Here is a 16,425-nt window from a genome sequence, read left to right as displayed (position 1 = left end):
ACTAATCCTCCGTATTTTGTGCCTTTAACATTTGTCTCTCATTATATGAATACACGCAACCACAATAATCCTGCCTGTACATATCATATTCCTTTGAAATCTCTGTACTTCTCTTATAGCCTTCCTTCTTTTTGAAATCACTAGGCAACCAATTTACGCCTAGCTCTTTTCCTATATTGATTCCTATTTCATTAAGGACCTGTGAATCCTTCATAGGGGAAATAGTAAGTGTTGTTGTAAAATAGTCAAAGCCTAATTCTTTAGCAACTGTAGCAGTTCTTCTAAGTCTAAGGTCGTAGCATTTGTGACATCTTCTGCCCTTCTCCGGCTCCTTCTCAAGCCCCTTTGCGATGGCATAGAAGCTATCCTTATCATAGTCCCCTTCTATAAACTTAACTGGATGCTTAGTAGGAAACTGTGATATAAAGCGCTGCTGCTCTTTAACCCTATGATAATATTCTTCATCAGGATAAATGTTTGGATTGTAATAAAATACAGTTACATTAAAAAACTGACTAAGATATTCAATACAGTAGCTGCTACATGGTGCACAGCAACTATGTAATAATAAAGAAGGCACTTGGCCTTCTTTGGTTAAGCTTGCTATTAAATTATCTAATTCCTTTTGATAATTAACTTTATTCATTATCTATTAGCCCATACGTATAAAAATACTGTTGCAAAAACATAAATAAACGCCATGAATAGCATAAATGGAACCTGTGAAGCCATAATTCCACAAACTATCTGTGCTATAAACACAAGACCATGAATCCAAAGTGGAATTCGATTAAGTGTAGCCGCAAGTGCTGCCTCTAAAATAACCATTACACAAGCAATAACTGGATTGATTGAAAATGCCAAAATAGAAACAAGTATTGCAACCACTGCAAATACACCTAAAAATATCAAACATAGAAGAGGTAAATTATCTCTTGAAAAGAAATGTTTAAAATCCACTGATGGTACGTTTTTCTTCTTAGCTTCCATTATATATATCTCCTAAATAAATGTTTAAATTTGTACAAGAGTCATTATAATAAAACCCTCTGTTTTTCTCAACAATATAATTGATTTTTTTCCCTTTATATATTAAAATTTTTCCTGGTGTTATAGAAAATAATAGAGCCCTTTTTTACAAGCAATTCGCTCCGATAGCTCAGTTGGTAGAGCACCTCACTCGTAATGAGGGGGTCGTCAGTTCGAGTCTGATTCGGAGCTCTTTTTGTATATATGTATAATTAAGTTTTATGGAGGATACCACGTTGGAATTTATTCAATACGACCACGTATCAAAAAGCTACGGAAAACAGCTTGTTCTTGACGAACTAGACCTATCTGTTAAGGAAAACTCTTTTGTTACCTTACTTGGTCCTTCTGGCTGTGGAAAAACAACTACACTACGTCTTTTAGGGGGCTTTGAAAAGCCTGATTCAGGTAAGATTTATCTTAACGGCAATGACATTACAGCATTGCCTGCTAATCTTCGCCCAATCAACACAGTTTTCCAAAAATATGCCCTCTTCCCTCATATGACTATCGAGGAAAACATTGCATTTGGATTAAAAATCCAAAAGAAATCAAAGGACTATATTTCTGACAAGATTAAGTACGCTCTTAAGCTTGTAAACCTTGATGGTTTTGAAAATCGTTCTATCAATTCACTATCAGGTGGTCAGCAGCAGCGAATTGCTATCGCAAGAGCTATTGTTAACGAGCCAAAGGTACTTCTTTTAGACGAACCACTTGGAGCCCTTGATTTAAAGCTCAGACAGAGCATGCAATATGAGCTTATGAAAATCAAGCAGGAGCTTGGTATCACCTTTATATATGTAACACATGATCAGGAAGAAGCTCTTACCATGTCTGACACAATCGTAGTTATGAACCAGGGCTACATTCAGCAGATAGGCACTCCTGAGGATATCTATAACGAACCAGAAAACGCCTTCGTTGCCGATTTTATCGGAGAAAGTAACATTATTGAAGGTATCATGATCAAGGATGAACTAGTTTCTTTCCTTGGTGTTCAGGTTCCTTGCGTAGATAAGGGCTTTGGCACAATGAAGCCTGTCGATGTTGTTATTCGACCTGAGGATGTTGAACTTGATGCACCTGGCAAAGGTATTATGGACGGCGTTATTACTGATTGTCTGTTTAAGGGTGTTCACTACGAATTAGATGTTCAGTGTGGCGGCTATGAATGGCTAGTACATACAACAAAATATTTCGAAGTTGGCCAGAATGTATCATTGAATGTCATTCCATTCAACATCCAGATTATGAATAAACCTGAATCTGAGGACGAGGAGGTAATGAAGGAGGATGATTAATAGGTTTCGCACAAGCTTCCTTGCTGCTCCCTATGCTATATGGGTATTAATATGCACCATCTTACCTTTGTTTTACATCCTGGGCTACGCAATTAATACTGGAGATGGAAGCTTTACACTTTCCAATTTGCTGGCTATTGCAGATCCAATCCATCTTAAATCACTTGGATTGTCTATTCAGGTTGCCTTCATTACAACTGTCATCTGCCTAATAATGGCTTATCCAGTTGCTTTGATTCTTCACAATCTGAAAATCACTAACAAAGGATTCATCGTATTTCTTTTCATCCTTCCTATGTGGATGAATTTTATGCTTAGAATCCTTGCGTGGCAAAATATTCTTTCCAATAACGGAATACTAAACAGCATTCTTTCAGCAGTTGGACTTCCAACAATCCATATTCTCTATACAAAGTTTGCTGTAATTCTTGGTATGGTATACGACTTTTTGCCATATATGATTTTGCCAATTTATAATTCGTTATCAAAGATTAATGACGAAGTAATAGAAGCTGCTTCCGACTTAGGTTCAAGCTGGCTTAACACATTTATTAAGATTACTATTCCACTTTCAAAGGATGGCATTCTTTCGGGAGTAATCATGGTATTTGTTCCTGCCCTTTCATCCTTCGTAGTTTCAAACCTACTTGGTGGTGGAAAGGTATTATTAATCGGAAATGTTATCGAGCAGGAATTTACTCTTGCAAGAAACTGGAACTTAGGCTCTGGCCTTTCTATCATCCTTATGCTCTTTGTTCTTGCATCAATGAGCATTATGAATAAGGTTGATGATTCTGAGAACGGAGGTATGCTACTATGACAAAAATCAAAAAGGGTACCTCTTACGCTTATCTTGGATTAATATTTTTATTTTTATATGCTCCTATTTTGGTACTTATAGTTTTATCCTTTAATAATTCTATGTCTCGTACTGTTTGGGGCGGATTCACTTTACAGTGGTATTTTAACTTGCCTAGCAACGATACTATTATGGATGCGCTTTGGACTACCCTTCGCATCACATTATCATCTAGTATCTTAGCTACAATACTTGGTACATCTGCAGCCATTGGTATCAATCGTATGAAGAAACGTCACGCAGCTATTATGCTCGGCGCAACAAACATACCTCTTTTAAATGCAGATATAGTAACAGGTATCTCATTAATGCTTTTGTTTACAAGATTTACATCACTTGGAGAGTTTTCTGTTGTACTTGCACATATAGCATTTTCAGTACCTTACGTAATATTTAATGTATTACCTAGACTTCAGTCTATGTCCGATGCCTGCCTTGAAGCTGCATTAGATTTAGGAGCCACACCTTGGTACGCATTTTATAAGGTTACATGGCCTGAGATTTTTCCTGGTGTATTATCCGGATTTTTGATGGCGTTTACTATGTCATTAGATGACTTCACCATCACCTACTTCACAAAGGGCGCTGGTGTAAACACACTTTCAACTATGCTTTATACAGAGCTTAGAAAAGGTATACAGCCTGAGCTTTACGCTCTCTCTACTCTATTATTCTTGCTGGCCTTTTTAATGCTTATTGCAACTAACTTTAAAAGTATAAGTAAAAAGGAGGTTGCACTCTAATGAAAAAGAAATTTATAACTTTTATCAGTATGACTTGCCTCATTCTTACAAGCTGCTTTTCATTTACAGCCTGTGGAAACGACGCCGAAAGTGCTGATACACTTGTTGTTTTAAATTACGGAAAATATATCGAAGCAGATGTTTTAAAACGTTTTCAGCAGGAAACTGGTATTACTGTTAAATACGAGGAATACGAATCTGTTGAAGATATGTATGCTAAATATAAAGCGGGTTCAATCAATTATGATGTTGTATGTACTTCAGATTATATGGTTGAAACTCTTAGAAAAGAGGGTGAATTAATCCCTATCGATTACAACTCTCTTACTAATTATAAGAATATCGATCCAACCATAATCGAAGCATCAGAAACTTTCGATCCTAACCACAAATATACCGTTCCATATTTTTACGGCACAGTTGGGATCCTCTACAACACTGAAAAGGTAGATGAAGAAACTGTTAGCTCATGGAATTGTCTGTGGGACCCAGCTTACAAGAATCAAATCGTTATGATTAATTCTCAAAGAGATGCATTTATGGTTCCACTAAAAATGCTTGGTTATGATATTAACACAGCAAATACTAAGGAATTAGACGAAGCATTTGATATGCTTTGTGATGAAAAGAAATATGTATATGCATATCTTATGGATGAAACATACGAATGTATGGTATCAGAAGATGCAGCAATGGCTGTCTGCTACTCTGGTGAAGCTGCAATGGGTATGGAATACAACGATAAGTTAGCTTACACAGTTCCTAAGGAAGGTGGCAATCTTTGGATTGATTCCTGGTTTGTACCGCGCACCTGCAAGCATTACGATGCTGCAATGAAATGGATTGATTTCATGTGTGAGGAAGAGGCAGCAACCGAAAACTTTGAATATGTTTGGTATGCTACCCCTAATCTAACTGTTGCCGCAAACGAGGATGCTGAAACACTAGCCGATGAAACTGTTTTCCCTACAAAGGAAACACTTTCCCGCTGTGATTTGTACAGTGCCTACGATGACAAAACATTAGATTACACCACCACACTATGGAAAAAACTTAAGGCATACTAATTAAGCAAAGCTTAATACATTTGTATCCCTTGAATAAAAATAAAGGCTGTTAGATAATACTTCGCTCTCTGGAAGGCTTGTATCATTAATATGAGCTATCAATTCCTTGAGGCCGGCAGTATCTATCTCACAGTCTTTTATTGATTTAACAACAATAACCTCGTGAATTGAACTAGGTATGATATATATATCAGATTTTAGCTTAGCAGCTATAGCTTTCAACAAATCCTTATATAAAATAACCGAAGCGCCATTATAGCTATATTTGTTTGAAACAACATATAAAGGAACATATTTTTCTTCCTCCTCTGCTATTTCAAGCATCGAAATATCATCCATATATTCTGCAATGGTAGATAAAATGCCCCTAATCTTCACTCCTAAAATTCTAGATGTATTAGTTCCAGCAGCATTCATCAAATCTTCTACAGTAACATCCCATAAAAACAATTCTTCATTTCCAATAAGAACTACTTCCTTTTCGTCCAAATCTACAGTCTCTGGCATCATCCTGTAAAAAATAATAGCCAAATCCAAATAATTTACATGTGGAACACCTGCTAGAAGCTTAATGTTGCTATCGTGATTAACTACCTTGTAAACTATATAGTCCTTTACTTTATTAAATTGTTCATTTGCCATTTATTATATTATGTATGAAAATGGATTTAAAAAACGATAAAAAAAGAACCCGCACTTGTAATGCGGATTCTAATATACTAAACGTTATATTTTTTGTCAAGATTGATTTTTGTATGTCTTTGCCAACTCTAGCATCTCTTTTGCATTATTCATTACAGCTTCAGTGATGACACTACCACCAAGCATTCTTGCAAGCTCATCGACAGTTTCATCATTGTAGAGCTTTTTAATTCCAGAGATTGTATGACCATTTTCTACACTCTTTTCTATTAAGAAATGAGTATCTGCCATAGCTGCAATCTGTGGTAAATGTGTAATACAAATAACCTGATGACTGCCTGCAACAGTTGATAGCTTTTCAGAAACAGCCTGAGCTGTTCTACCAGAAATACCTGCATCTATCTCATCAAAAATAAGTGTATCAATGCCACCACGTGATGCAAGAACTGTTTTTATAGCAAGCATGATACGGCTCATTTCACCACCTGATGCTATATCCTTAAGAGGTCTAAGTGGTTCTCCTGGATTTGTACAAATTACAAACTCTCCATCATCAAAGCCCTCGGCTGTATAATGGTCTAGTTTTCTAAGCTCAACATCAAATTCGCTGTTAAGGAAGTTCAAGTCACTCATAGCTTCCTTCATTTTCTCGGATAATTCCTTCGCCTTTTTCTTTCTAATATCAGAAAGCTTTTGGCATAATGCATCTAATTCCTTTGTGGCTTTATCTACCTTAGCCTTAAGCTCTGATAAATACTCGTCAAATGATTCGTATTTCTTTTTCTTTTCAAGGCGTTTATCAAGTTCCTCTAAAATAAGCTCAATAGTAGAACCATATTTGTCTTTTAATCGATTAATTTCGTTAAGGCGAACCTCCACCTCATTAAATCTTTCAGCATCAAAAGATACATCTGACATATAGCTAGATAGTTCTCTGTTAAAATCAGAAATGATACTATCGGCGTCATTTAACATCGATAAAAACTCAGAAGCTCTTTCATCAATGCCCTCTATATATCGTATATCAGATATTGCAGAACTGATGGCATCTGATACGCCTCCATCCCCAGCCATTGCTTCGTGGGCTCTTCCAAAATATTCCATCGTTCTACTGAAATTAGAAAGTCGTTTGTATTCTTCCTCTAATTCCTCATCTTCTCCAACCTTTAAACCAGCTGCCTCTATTTCGCCTATTTCATGCTCCAGTAAGATGATTTCACGTTCCTTGGAAACATCACTTTGCTTCGCCTCGTCAAGTTCAGCCATAAGAGCTTTATATTCCTTGTAGCTTGAAGCAATCTGAGTCTTTAAATCTCCTATTTCTGCTTTAGCAAACTCATCAAGAAGCTCCATATGCTTTTTAGTATTTAGCAATGACTGATGCTCCTTTTGACCATAGATATCAAGAAGTAATGCACCTACCTCCTTCATCTTAGCTGCAGGAACCTGCTCGCCATTGATTTTACCAACACTTCTAGTGTCAGTGATGCGGCGACTCATAATCACTTCATCATCATATGGCTCAACATCAAGGGCTCTTAGTGCTTCCTTGGTAGCCTCATCATTAACTAAATAAACTGCTTCGACAAAAGCCTCTGAATCAGCATCTCTCAAAAAATCCTTTGATGCCTTATCCCCAAGACTTAAGTGTAAAGCTCCCAAAATAATTGATTTACCCGCTCCAGTCTCACCAGATAGGATGTTAAGCCCATGTGAAAACACTATCTCCTCTTCATCAATAAGGGCTAAGTTTTTTACGTGCAAACTTGCTAGCATTTTATTCTCCTTTTCCGCCCAACTTACCAAAATAAAAGGATACTTGCACTTACCTTTTTTCTATAAGCTTCTTTAATTTCCCCATTAAAGAAACGGTATCGTCTAAGCTTCGGATGGCACACATAATAGTATCATCACCTGCAATAGAACCAACAATTTCTGGAAAATCCATATGATCTAAAGCTGCTGCTACAGCCATAGCCATTCCAGAAACTGTCTTTACAACCAATATATTACCAGCATTATCCATAGATATAAATCCATCAAGGAAAATGCGGATATATTTTTCATTCATATCATCGTCTGTAGACCTATAGGCTACATAACGAAGCTTACCTGCACTATCAGCTATTTTTGTAAGCTTCATTTCACGAATATCTCTAGAAATAGTAGCCTGAGTAGCGTTAAAGCCAGCTTCTTCAAGCTTAGCAGTAAGCTCCTCCTGTGTACCTATTTCATTTTTAACAATCAATTCTAGTATCTTAGCTTGTCTTTCAATCTTCATTTAAATCTCCTGCATTCGTGCTCTAATTCGCTCAAGAAAATTGACATTTTCCAACATAACCATATGTGAAGTTGATTTAGATTTATATATTTTCAAAACCTGCTTTTTGTATAGCTTTTGTCTAAGTGTGCCATCATAAATAATGTTGGCAACTGGTTCATCCTCTTCGTGACGTGCTTCAATAGAAACCTCAACCTCATCTGTTGAAGCTAAAATTATGCTTCTTGAATTAAGGGTATGAGGGTTAATCGGAGTAAGGATGATACAATCTGCATGAGGACTAACAATTGGTCCATTAGCCGAAAGATTGTAAGCTGTAGAACCAGTAGGTGTTGATACTATCAATCCATCACAATTATGCGAATACAGCTGAATTCCATTTACTTTTACAGTAATATTTAAAACATATAATCCAGCAGCATCAGATGCCACCACTATATCATTTAATGCCTTGAAATGATTTTTCTCATCACCTGATAAATCACCCTCAAGCATCATTCTTTCATCTATTTTGTAATTGTCACTAAGTAGCTGATTAAGACAATGTTCAACATTATCTACTGTCATATCGCATAGGTAGCCTAAATGACCGCAGTTCAGTCCTACTATTGGTACCTTTCTGTTATTAACATTCTGAGCCACTCTAACCACAGTTCCATCACCACCTACAGTAATGATGCATTCAATATCATCTCCAACTGTAACCTGATTTTCAGAGCTGTCTGGGCATGTGTCTAGATCAAGAATGCACATACCTCCATGGCTAGATATATAATCTCTGATAATGTTTATATATTTTTCATGTAAATCGCTAAAAGACCTTGCAACAATTAAAAACTTTTTCATTATTTGTCTAAGCTGTCATGAGCCGCCTTTACAGTAGCAGCTACATCAATTGCTTCCCCCTGTTTTTCCTGTGTAGCAATATGAATAAGATATTCAATATTTCCTTCTGGTCCCTTGATTGGTGAGTATTCAAGATGAAGAACATAAAAACCAATTTCTGTAACAAAATCAATTATGGTATTAATAACTTCTTCATGTACTGCAGGGTCTCTTACTACACCCTTCTTACCAACCTTTTCTCTTCCAGCTTCGAACTGAGGCTTGATGAGACAAACCATTTCTGCGTCATCCGCAAGTAATGCCTTTGCTGGACCTAAAACCTTTGTAAGACTAATAAAAGAAACATCAACAGAGGCAAAATCTAAAGCTTCTCCAATATCCTCTGGTGTGACATATCTAATGTTTGTCTTTTCCATGCAAACAACTCTTGGATCCTGGCGAAGCTTCCATGCGAACTGGCCATATCCAACGTCTACAGAAAATACCTTGATTGCTCCGTTTTGAAGCATACAATCAGTAAATCCACCTGTTGATGCACCGATATCCATACAGACCTTTCCATCAAGAGTAATGCCAAAATGTGTCATTGCCTTTTCAAGCTTAAGGCCACCACGGCTAACATATTTAAGCTGCTGTCCGTGGATTTCAATATCAGCATCTACATCGATTTTGGTTCCGGCTTTGTCCTCTCTGTTGCCTTTTACAAAGACATTGCCTTCCATTATCATTGTTTTTGCTTTTTCTCTAGAAGGTGCAAACCCTCTATCTACTAAAACTACATCAAGTCTTTCTTTCATATTACTTTCCTAATGCTTTTAAAATTCTTTCCGTAATGGATTCTGCATCCATCTTAAGTTCTTTAAATAAAAGTGTAACACTGCCATGTCTAACAAATTCGTTAGGAACTGCAACCTTAAGCACTTTTCCTTTGTATTCATTATCTGATAAAAATGCCTGAACCTGCTCACCAAAGCCACCTGCAAGAACATTTTCTTCCATAGTAACAATCACATCATACTGGCTCTTGATACTATTTAAATAGTTCTCATCTAAAGGCTTTGCAAATCTGGCATTGCAAATTCCAGCATCAATTCCTTGCTTTGAAAGAAGCTCTGCAACCTCTTCAGCCTTCTTAACCATAGAGCCATATGCAAAAAGCATAACCTTAGAACCTGATTTGATTTCTTCTGCTTTGCCAAGTTCAATAGGTGCTCTGTGTTCCTTAAGGCCACAATATGCTTCACCTCTTGGGTATCTAATGGCAATAGGTCCTGTGTGTTCAGATACAGCATACTTCATCATATCTGAAAGCTCCCATTTGTTCTTTGGAGCCATAACAGTCATATTAGGCATAGATGTAAGGAATGAAATATCAAATACACCTTGGTGTGTGCTACCATCTGCACCAACAAGTCCTGCTCTATCTATAGCAAAAACCACATGAAGATTCTGTAAGCAAACATCCTCTAATATCTGGTCGTAGGCACGCTGGAGGAATGATGAGTAAACAGCAAACACAGGTACTCTTCCACCTAAAGCAAGGCCTGCAGCAAAAGTAACCGCGTGCTCCTCTGCGATACCTACATCAAAGAATCTATCTGGGAACATATTTCTAAATCGTTTTAATCCTGCTCCCTCTGCCATGGCTGCTGTGATAGCAACAACCTCCGGATTTCTATCGCCCATCTTACGCATAACAGTTGAGAAAACATCTGTATAGCCTGGGTTAGGATTTCTCTTTGGCAAACCTGTTTCGATTTCGAAAATATCAGTTCCATGGAATCTGGATGGATGACGTTCTGCTGGTAAATAACCATTACCCTTTTTGGTAATAACATGTACAAGCACTGGGCCTTTGATTTTAATAGCCATCTTAAAAGTCTCAAGCATAGACTTAATGTTATGACCATCAACTGGTCCCAAATACATAATTCCCAAATCCTCGAAAACCATGTTTGGAACCATTAATGATTTGATTCCATTTTTGGTACTTCTAATTTTGCGAATTAAACGCTCTCCATTTGGCCATGATTCCAAAGAATTTAAAACATCATTCTTGAATCCAACATATTTAGAGCTGGTACGAAGTCTTTCAAGGTTAGTAGACATACCACCTACATTCTTTGAAATGGACATTTCATTATCATTTAATACAATGAGTAAATTGGATTTCTTAAGACGAGATGCATTGTTTAATGCCTCGTATGCAAGACCACCTGTAAGAGCTCCATCTCCAATAACAGCCGCTACTTTGTAATCATCCCCTGCTAAATCTCTGGCCATGCAGTAACCAAGTGCAGCTGAAATAGATGTTGAACTATGACCTGTATCAAAGCTATCACAATCGCTTTCTGATCTTTTAGGGAAACCGCTAATGCCACCATACTGACGAAGATGCTCGAATTCAGCAGCTCTTCCAGTAAGAATTTTGTGAGTGTAAGCCTGATGTCCAACATCCCATACAAGCTTGTCCTTAGGGAAATCCATAAGCAAATGAAGTGCTATAGTAAGCTCCACAGTTCCTAAGTTAGAAGCTAAATGTCCACCTGTTTTCGAAAGGTTTTCTATTAAAAATTCACGAATTTCACCAGGAAGAGCGTTTATCTCTTCCTCTGATAAATTCTTTATATCATTAGGTTGCTTTATCTTATCAAGAACCATAATCCCTTAATTGTCTCTATAGACAAGGTACTGAAGTAAATCCACTAAAAATTCATTTTCGTATGGAAGCTTCTTTAGTATCTCAATTGCCTCATCTGTAAGACGTTTTACCTCTTCTTTAGATTTTTCGATACCTTTGAATGTAACATATGTAGATTTTTCATTTCGTTCATCTGAGCCAATTGGCTTTCCAAGAACTGCCTCGTCTCCCTCTATATCAAGAATATCATCTTGAATTTGAAATGCCATTCCAATTTTGGATGCAACTGATTCTATAAGCTTAACCTGTTCATCGGTTGCTCCTGCTAAAATAGCACCTATTTCCATTGATGCTTCGATTAAAGCACCAGTTTTTAGTTCATATATAAAATCTATTTTCTCTTCAGTCATTTCTGACTGATTTTTTTCTGATTCAACATCTACAACCTGGCCACCAATCATTCCATAGACTCCGGCTTTCTTAGCTAAAATCTGAAGTGCCTTTACCTTAAGTTCTGTTGGTGTGGCAGTGTCTTCGAATGATTTAAGAGCTGTTTCAAATGCGTAGTTTAAAAGTGCATCCCCCGCAAGAACTCCCATGCCTTCGCCATATACTGCATGAGTGGTAGGCTTACCACGTCTTAGCATATCGTTATCCATTGATGGCAAATCATCATGAACAAGCGAATATGTATGAATCATTTCTATTGCTGCCATGTAGTAGTTAATAGCATCACCCGCGCCTCCAAAAAGCTTGAAGGTTTCATTCATAAGAACAGGTCTAAGTCTTTTGCCCCCAGCCATAACAGAATATTTCATGGCATCAAATATGGTATGCTGCATACCATCAACCTCTGGAAGGAATTTATAAATAACTTCTTCAGCGGCCTCGGCTCTTTTAGAAAGTTCTGATTTTATGTCTAATCCCATATTTATTCCTCTTCAAAAACCTGAAGGCTGCCATCCTTGCTGATAGCCATAACAGCCTTTTTGGTTTGTTCGATTTTATCGTTTGCTTTTTTTAATTCGTCCATTCCACTCTTATATAGTGCAAAAGATTCATCTAATGAAACATCAGAAGATTCAAGCTTTGATATGATTTCTTCAAGCTGTTCAAAGCTCTCTTCGATTGTCTTTGTGTTGTTTTCTTCCATTTCTACTCCTACTTTGTAAGATCAATATCAGTCACTTTAGTCTTGATGGTTCCATCTTTTATTCTAACAAGCATTGAATCACCAACAGCTAACTGACTAGCGCTATCTATTCTTTTACCAGAAGCATCTGTAATATATCCGAAACCAGATGCAAGCTTTTTGGCTGGAGAAAGACCATCTAATCGACCTGAAATAGATATAAGACGATTTTCATATCTGGCAATTTTGTTTTCCATAAGGTTTTCTAATCGCTGATATAAAATCTTAACCTGTTCTTCATTTGCTTTGATTTTATTTTCAGGCCTAAGTGCATTTAATCGAAGCTTATAATTTTCGATAAGCTGAGCTGTATTAGAAAGCTTGTAATCCAACGCCCTGTTTAGCTTATCTGAATATCTTTCAATGCTACCTGCGAAATCATCATAGACAAAATTAGCAAGCTCTGCTGCCTGCGAAGGAGTTGCTGCTCTTTTATCTGCAACAAAATCAGCTATAGTAAAATCAGTCTCATGTCCCACTGCTGATATGATAGGTGTGTTAGCATTAAAAATAGCCCTTGCAACTATTTCTTCGTTGAAGGCCCATAAATCCTCGATGGAACCTCCGCCTCGACCAACTATTATCACATCTAAGCCCATTTGATCTAAGCAGTTTATTCCAGAAACGATAGTTTCAGCTGCTCCCTCTCCCTGTACCTGGGCTGGGTACAAAATCAACTGAACAAAAGGATTTCTGGTTTTGGATACCCTGATAATATCATGAACTGCCGCACCGGTTGAGGCAGTAACAATACCGATTTTCATAGCATGGGTAGGCAGTGGCTTTTTGTACATGGAAGCAAACATTCCGCTTTCTTCAAGCTCTTGCTTCAGTGCTTCAAAACGCTGATATAAATCACCTACACCTGCAAGCTCTATTTCGCTCGCGTATACCTGATATCTACCAGTAGCAGCATATATTCCAATGTATCCACTAACAACAACCTGGTCTCCATCCTTCATAGGAAACTTCAGACCCTTGGCGCGTTTGCCTGCAAACATCACACAGCTAATAGCACTTTTTTCATCCTTAAGGGTGAAGTAAATATGACCTGTATGATTGTATTTACAATTAGAAACCTCACCACTAAGGGAAAGGTTTCCAAGCATAAAATCATCGGCAAACATACGCTCAATATATGTATTTACCTGTGATACACTATATATATTTTTGTTCATTATACTAACTTAGCCAATGCTCCGTTAACGAATCCTGCAGAACTGTCTGAACCAAATTCATCAGCCAAAGATACAGCCTCGTTGATTGCAACACCTACTGGAAGGTTCTCATATTTAATCTCATAAAGAGCAAGTCTGATAAGAGTTAAATCAACCTTAGCCATACGTGTAGTCTTCCAACCATCAACTGACTTATTGATCATTTCATCAATTTCTGTAAGCTTAGATACAATATCCTCAGCCTTATTTTTGATGTATTTTTCATCCTCTTCAGTTTTGTTGTTTTTGAGAAGATCTTCCTCTTCTGCATTATCTCTTCCATCAAGGAATGTGTTGATAACCTGATTCATTTCATCTGAATCATAGAATTCCTTCATAAATACAGCCTTGAATACTTCTTTTCTGATTTCATGTCTATTCATAAATAATACTCCTGAAATTTCTATAACTTTAGACTAATATAGGGTGCTATCTAAAATAGCACCCCATAATTATACATTAATATGCATAAAAAATAAACAACTGTAGGCTAGTTTGTACCAGCAACACTAACTGTTGCAATACGTATATCAACCGCACTAACTTCAAGACCTGTCATTGTCTCAACAGCTGACTTAACTTTTTCCTGTACCATGCCTGAAACCTTTGGAATTTCGTAACCGTACTTCATGTTAATAGCCATGTGAACTGCAATCTTACCAGGCTCGTTATCAACTACCTTTATAGCCTTTGCAAGCTTACCAGCGCCTGCCTTTGAAATAGTATCAGATGTAAGATTTCCAGCAAGTGACTCAACACCTTCTACTTCAACAGCGCCAAGACCTGCGATTATCCCAATAACTTCTTCAGAGATGTTAACTCCACCATCTCCATTTACATTTATAACAAAATTCTTATTTTCTGCCATATCTGCCTCCTAAAATTCGTAAGAAACTAGATTAATTATAGCAAAGAAGCATCAATTGGTAAACATATTTTATGATTCTATACTAAAAACCTATGTTGTTTACAACCCCTACAGAAACGTAGTTATCAGTTATTGCTCTAAAATCTGTATCAGGCTCATTTTCCTCGTTATAATGGCCATTTACCATATAACGTATTCCACCGTCTTCTAACTCTTCTACCACATCATAGGTATCCTTAAAGAACATTCCTCTGGATATCTTTCTGTCGTAAAGAATGCCTTTACACTCTGATAATGTGCACCCTGGAAAGTTCACATTGTGAACTAAACCTGGCTCAAGAGGCTTATCAAGAAGTTCTTTCAATACCTGTTTAATATATTTGTCTGTGACCTCATGACAATCGCATGCCCCCTCAGATAATGCAATGGCATGATACCCCTGAAAGGCTGCCTCAAATGCTGCACCACATGTTGCAGAATACTGAATATCTGATGCAACATTATATCCATAATTAATTCCTGATAAAACCACATCTGGCTTTTGTGGCATTACGTTAAGTCCACCAACTCTTACGCAATCTCCTGGGGTTCCACTGCAATAATATGCCTTAACTCCATCAATTGGAAAATCATCGCATAGATATATATCAATTGTGTCATGAAGAGTAATACTATGACTTGCAGCACTTCGTTGGCTTTCTGGTGCCACCACCCAAACCTCTCCAAAATCCTTAGCGGCCTTGGCAAGTCGCACTATGCCATCCGAATAAATCCCATCGTCATTTGTAATTAATATTCTCATTTATTTCTCCCAAAATATCTAACCTAACTTCTTTTTCTGCTGGCGTCCTGTCATCTTTATTAAAATTGGATAAGGAACAAGATGTAAGAATACAGCAGCTAGCTTCATCGTAAATGATGGAACGATAATAAGCTTCCTCTTTGCCAATCCTCTGATTGCTTCATCAACACATTGATTAGCGCTAATTCCCTTTAAAGCAAATACAACATCTGCTCTGTCGTTAAACTCTGTATCTACAGGTCCTGGACAAAGAGCACTTACACTAACAGGGCTACCCATCTCTTTAAGCTCCCTGGCAACAGCTCTTGTTAAGCTTGTTACATATGCTTTACTTGCATAATATGTTGCCATATATGGTCCTGCTGGCAGTAGTCCCGCTGATGATGCCACATTTAAAATCTGGCCATGACCATTTGCATGCATCTTCTGAAGAATCCCTTTAAAGAGAATATGCATTGCCATATCGTTAACCTTAATCATATTAACTTCTTTTTCTATATCAGTCTCAAGGAAAGCACCAGCCAAGCCAAAGCCTGCGTTATTTATGAATACGTCTATTTCCTCATCCTTAAGAGCTTCTAGCAATTCAAAACACTGTTTCTTCTTGCCTAAATCATAGGTATAAACCTCAACTGGAACCTCAAGCTCTCCCTTTAGCTGCTCTAATCTATCTGTTCTGCGCCCCGTGATAATGAGTCTGTAGCCCGCTGCCGCGTATCTCCTAGCAAACTCCATTCCTATACCTGATGTTGCCCCAGTAATAAGTACTGTTTTCATAACTACCTCCCTTTTTGCCGTTTTAACTAGTTTCATACTTATATTTTAAAGAATATGCTCTTATAAATCTACAGATTCTTTCGGTAATCCCCATGTTTATCATTCAAAATACACCAAATATTTAGCATTAACACTAGACTTAAGTTTATTTTTTATT

19 protein-coding genes and 1 tRNA gene are annotated in these 16,425 nt (G+C 37.3%); 5 read left to right on the top strand and 15 right to left on the bottom strand.

From position 1 onward, the window contains the following. Window position 1: 1 nt before the first annotated feature. Both G611_RS0110640 and G611_RS14725 read right to left on the bottom strand, forming a co-directional pair. Window positions 2-646 carry an epoxyqueuosine reductase QueH gene (locus tag G611_RS0110640; RefSeq protein ID WP_028243586.1) on the bottom strand — a complete coding sequence of 215 codons (645 nt, stop codon included), beginning with the start codon at window positions 644-646 and terminating at the stop codon, window positions 2-4. Further along, the gene (locus G611_RS14725; RefSeq protein WP_051195224.1) at window positions 646-990 is read right to left on the bottom strand and encodes a hypothetical protein; all 345 of its coding nucleotides are present in this window, start codon (window positions 988-990) and stop codon (window positions 646-648) included. Before G611_RS14725 ends, G611_RS0110640 begins: the two co-directional genes overlap by 1 nt. 158 nt (window positions 991-1,148) lie before the next feature. Here G611_RS14725 and G611_RS0110630 point away from each other — a divergent pair. The 5 genes from G611_RS0110630 to G611_RS0110610 all read left to right on the top strand — a co-directional run bounded on the left by G611_RS0110630 (window position 1,149) and on the right by G611_RS0110610 (window position 5,002). Further along, a tRNA-Thr gene (locus tag G611_RS0110630) sits at window positions 1,149-1,221 on the top strand. A gap of 44 nt (window positions 1,222-1,265) precedes the next feature. Next, window positions 1,266-2,333, top strand: coding sequence for an ABC transporter ATP-binding protein (locus tag G611_RS0110625; RefSeq protein WP_330362042.1), 1,068 nt, complete (start codon window positions 1,266-1,268; stop codon window positions 2,331-2,333). After that, on the top strand, window positions 2,326-3,153 hold the full coding sequence (locus G611_RS0110620; protein WP_036949130.1) for an ABC transporter permease: 828 nt from the start codon (window positions 2,326-2,328) through the stop codon (window positions 3,151-3,153). The genes G611_RS0110625 and G611_RS0110620 overlap by 8 nt, the downstream gene beginning before the upstream one ends. Next, window positions 3,150-3,935 carry an ABC transporter permease gene (locus tag G611_RS0110615; RefSeq protein WP_028243583.1) on the top strand — a complete coding sequence of 262 codons (786 nt, stop codon included), beginning with the start codon at window positions 3,150-3,152 and terminating at the stop codon, window positions 3,933-3,935. The genes G611_RS0110620 and G611_RS0110615 overlap by 4 nt, the downstream gene beginning before the upstream one ends. Beyond that, window positions 3,935-5,002, top strand: a complete 1,068-nt coding sequence (locus tag G611_RS0110610) for an ABC transporter substrate-binding protein (protein WP_028243582.1) — start codon at window positions 3,935-3,937, stop codon at window positions 5,000-5,002. Before G611_RS0110615 ends, G611_RS0110610 begins: the two co-directional genes overlap by 1 nt. On the opposite strand, the gene G611_RS14720 is transcribed toward G611_RS0110610, so the two are convergent. The 13 genes from G611_RS14720 to G611_RS0110545 form a co-directional block, all read right to left on the bottom strand. After that, entirely contained in the window at window positions 5,003-5,644 is a 642-nt protein-coding gene (locus tag G611_RS14720) for a DUF5688 family protein (RefSeq protein ID WP_051195223.1), read from the bottom strand. 96 nt (window positions 5,645-5,740) lie between these two features. After that, window positions 5,741-7,420, bottom strand: coding sequence for a DNA repair protein RecN (gene recN, locus G611_RS0110600; protein WP_028243581.1), 1,680 nt, complete (start codon window positions 7,418-7,420; stop codon window positions 5,741-5,743). Between the two features lie 49 nt (window positions 7,421-7,469). Beyond that, window positions 7,470-7,925 carry an arginine repressor gene (gene argR, locus G611_RS0110595; RefSeq protein ID WP_028243580.1) on the bottom strand — a complete coding sequence of 152 codons (456 nt, stop codon included), beginning with the start codon at window positions 7,923-7,925 and terminating at the stop codon, window positions 7,470-7,472. Beyond that, the gene (locus G611_RS0110590) at window positions 7,926-8,771 is read right to left on the bottom strand and encodes an NAD(+)/NADH kinase (RefSeq protein WP_028243579.1); all 846 of its coding nucleotides are present in this window, start codon (window positions 8,769-8,771) and stop codon (window positions 7,926-7,928) included. Further along, window positions 8,771-9,568 (bottom strand): TlyA family RNA methyltransferase, encoded by a 798-nt coding sequence (locus G611_RS0110585; protein ID WP_028243578.1) that lies wholly within the window; start codon window positions 9,566-9,568, stop codon window positions 8,771-8,773. Before G611_RS0110585 ends, G611_RS0110590 begins: the two co-directional genes overlap by 1 nt. A gap of 1 nt (window position 9,569) precedes the next feature. Continuing rightward, window positions 9,570-11,432 carry a 1-deoxy-D-xylulose-5-phosphate synthase gene (gene dxs, locus G611_RS0110580; protein WP_028243577.1) on the bottom strand — a complete coding sequence of 621 codons (1,863 nt, stop codon included), beginning with the start codon at window positions 11,430-11,432 and terminating at the stop codon, window positions 9,570-9,572. Between the two features lie 6 nt (window positions 11,433-11,438). Further along, complete coding sequence (locus tag G611_RS0110575; RefSeq protein WP_036949127.1) at window positions 11,439-12,341, bottom strand: polyprenyl synthetase family protein; 903 nt, start codon at window positions 12,339-12,341, stop codon at window positions 11,439-11,441. 2 nt (window positions 12,342-12,343) lie between these two features. Next, a complete protein-coding gene (gene xseB / locus G611_RS0110570; RefSeq protein WP_028243575.1) occupies window positions 12,344-12,565 on the bottom strand; it encodes an exodeoxyribonuclease VII small subunit in 222 nt (73 codons plus the stop codon). Window positions 12,566-12,573: 8 nt separating this feature from the next. Next, window positions 12,574-13,782: an exodeoxyribonuclease VII large subunit gene (xseA, locus tag G611_RS0110565; RefSeq protein ID WP_028243574.1), complete on the bottom strand. Its 1,209-nt coding sequence runs from the start codon at window positions 13,780-13,782 to the stop codon at window positions 12,574-12,576. After that, window positions 13,782-14,204: a transcription antitermination factor NusB gene (gene nusB, locus G611_RS0110560; RefSeq protein WP_028243573.1), complete on the bottom strand. Its 423-nt coding sequence runs from the start codon at window positions 14,202-14,204 to the stop codon at window positions 13,782-13,784. Before nusB ends, xseA begins: the two co-directional genes overlap by 1 nt. 107 nt (window positions 14,205-14,311) lie before the next feature. Beyond that, window positions 14,312-14,689, bottom strand: coding sequence for an Asp23/Gls24 family envelope stress response protein (locus G611_RS0110555; RefSeq protein WP_028243572.1), 378 nt, complete (start codon window positions 14,687-14,689; stop codon window positions 14,312-14,314). 82 nt (window positions 14,690-14,771) lie between these two features. Beyond that, complete coding sequence (surE, locus tag G611_RS0110550; protein ID WP_028243571.1) at window positions 14,772-15,491, bottom strand: 5'/3'-nucleotidase SurE; 720 nt, start codon at window positions 15,489-15,491, stop codon at window positions 14,772-14,774. Between the two features lie 18 nt (window positions 15,492-15,509). Further along, the gene (locus G611_RS0110545) at window positions 15,510-16,268 is read right to left on the bottom strand and encodes an SDR family NAD(P)-dependent oxidoreductase (protein ID WP_028243570.1); all 759 of its coding nucleotides are present in this window, start codon (window positions 16,266-16,268) and stop codon (window positions 15,510-15,512) included. Window positions 16,269-16,425: the final 157 nt, after the last annotated feature.

This window comes from Pseudobutyrivibrio ruminis AD2017 (assembly GCF_000424305.1).
Classification (GTDB): Bacteria; Bacillota; Clostridia; order Lachnospirales; family Lachnospiraceae; genus Pseudobutyrivibrio; species Pseudobutyrivibrio ruminis_B.
Note: the sequence above shows the minus strand (reverse complement) of the source record. Positions and strands in the feature narration are given on the sequence as shown.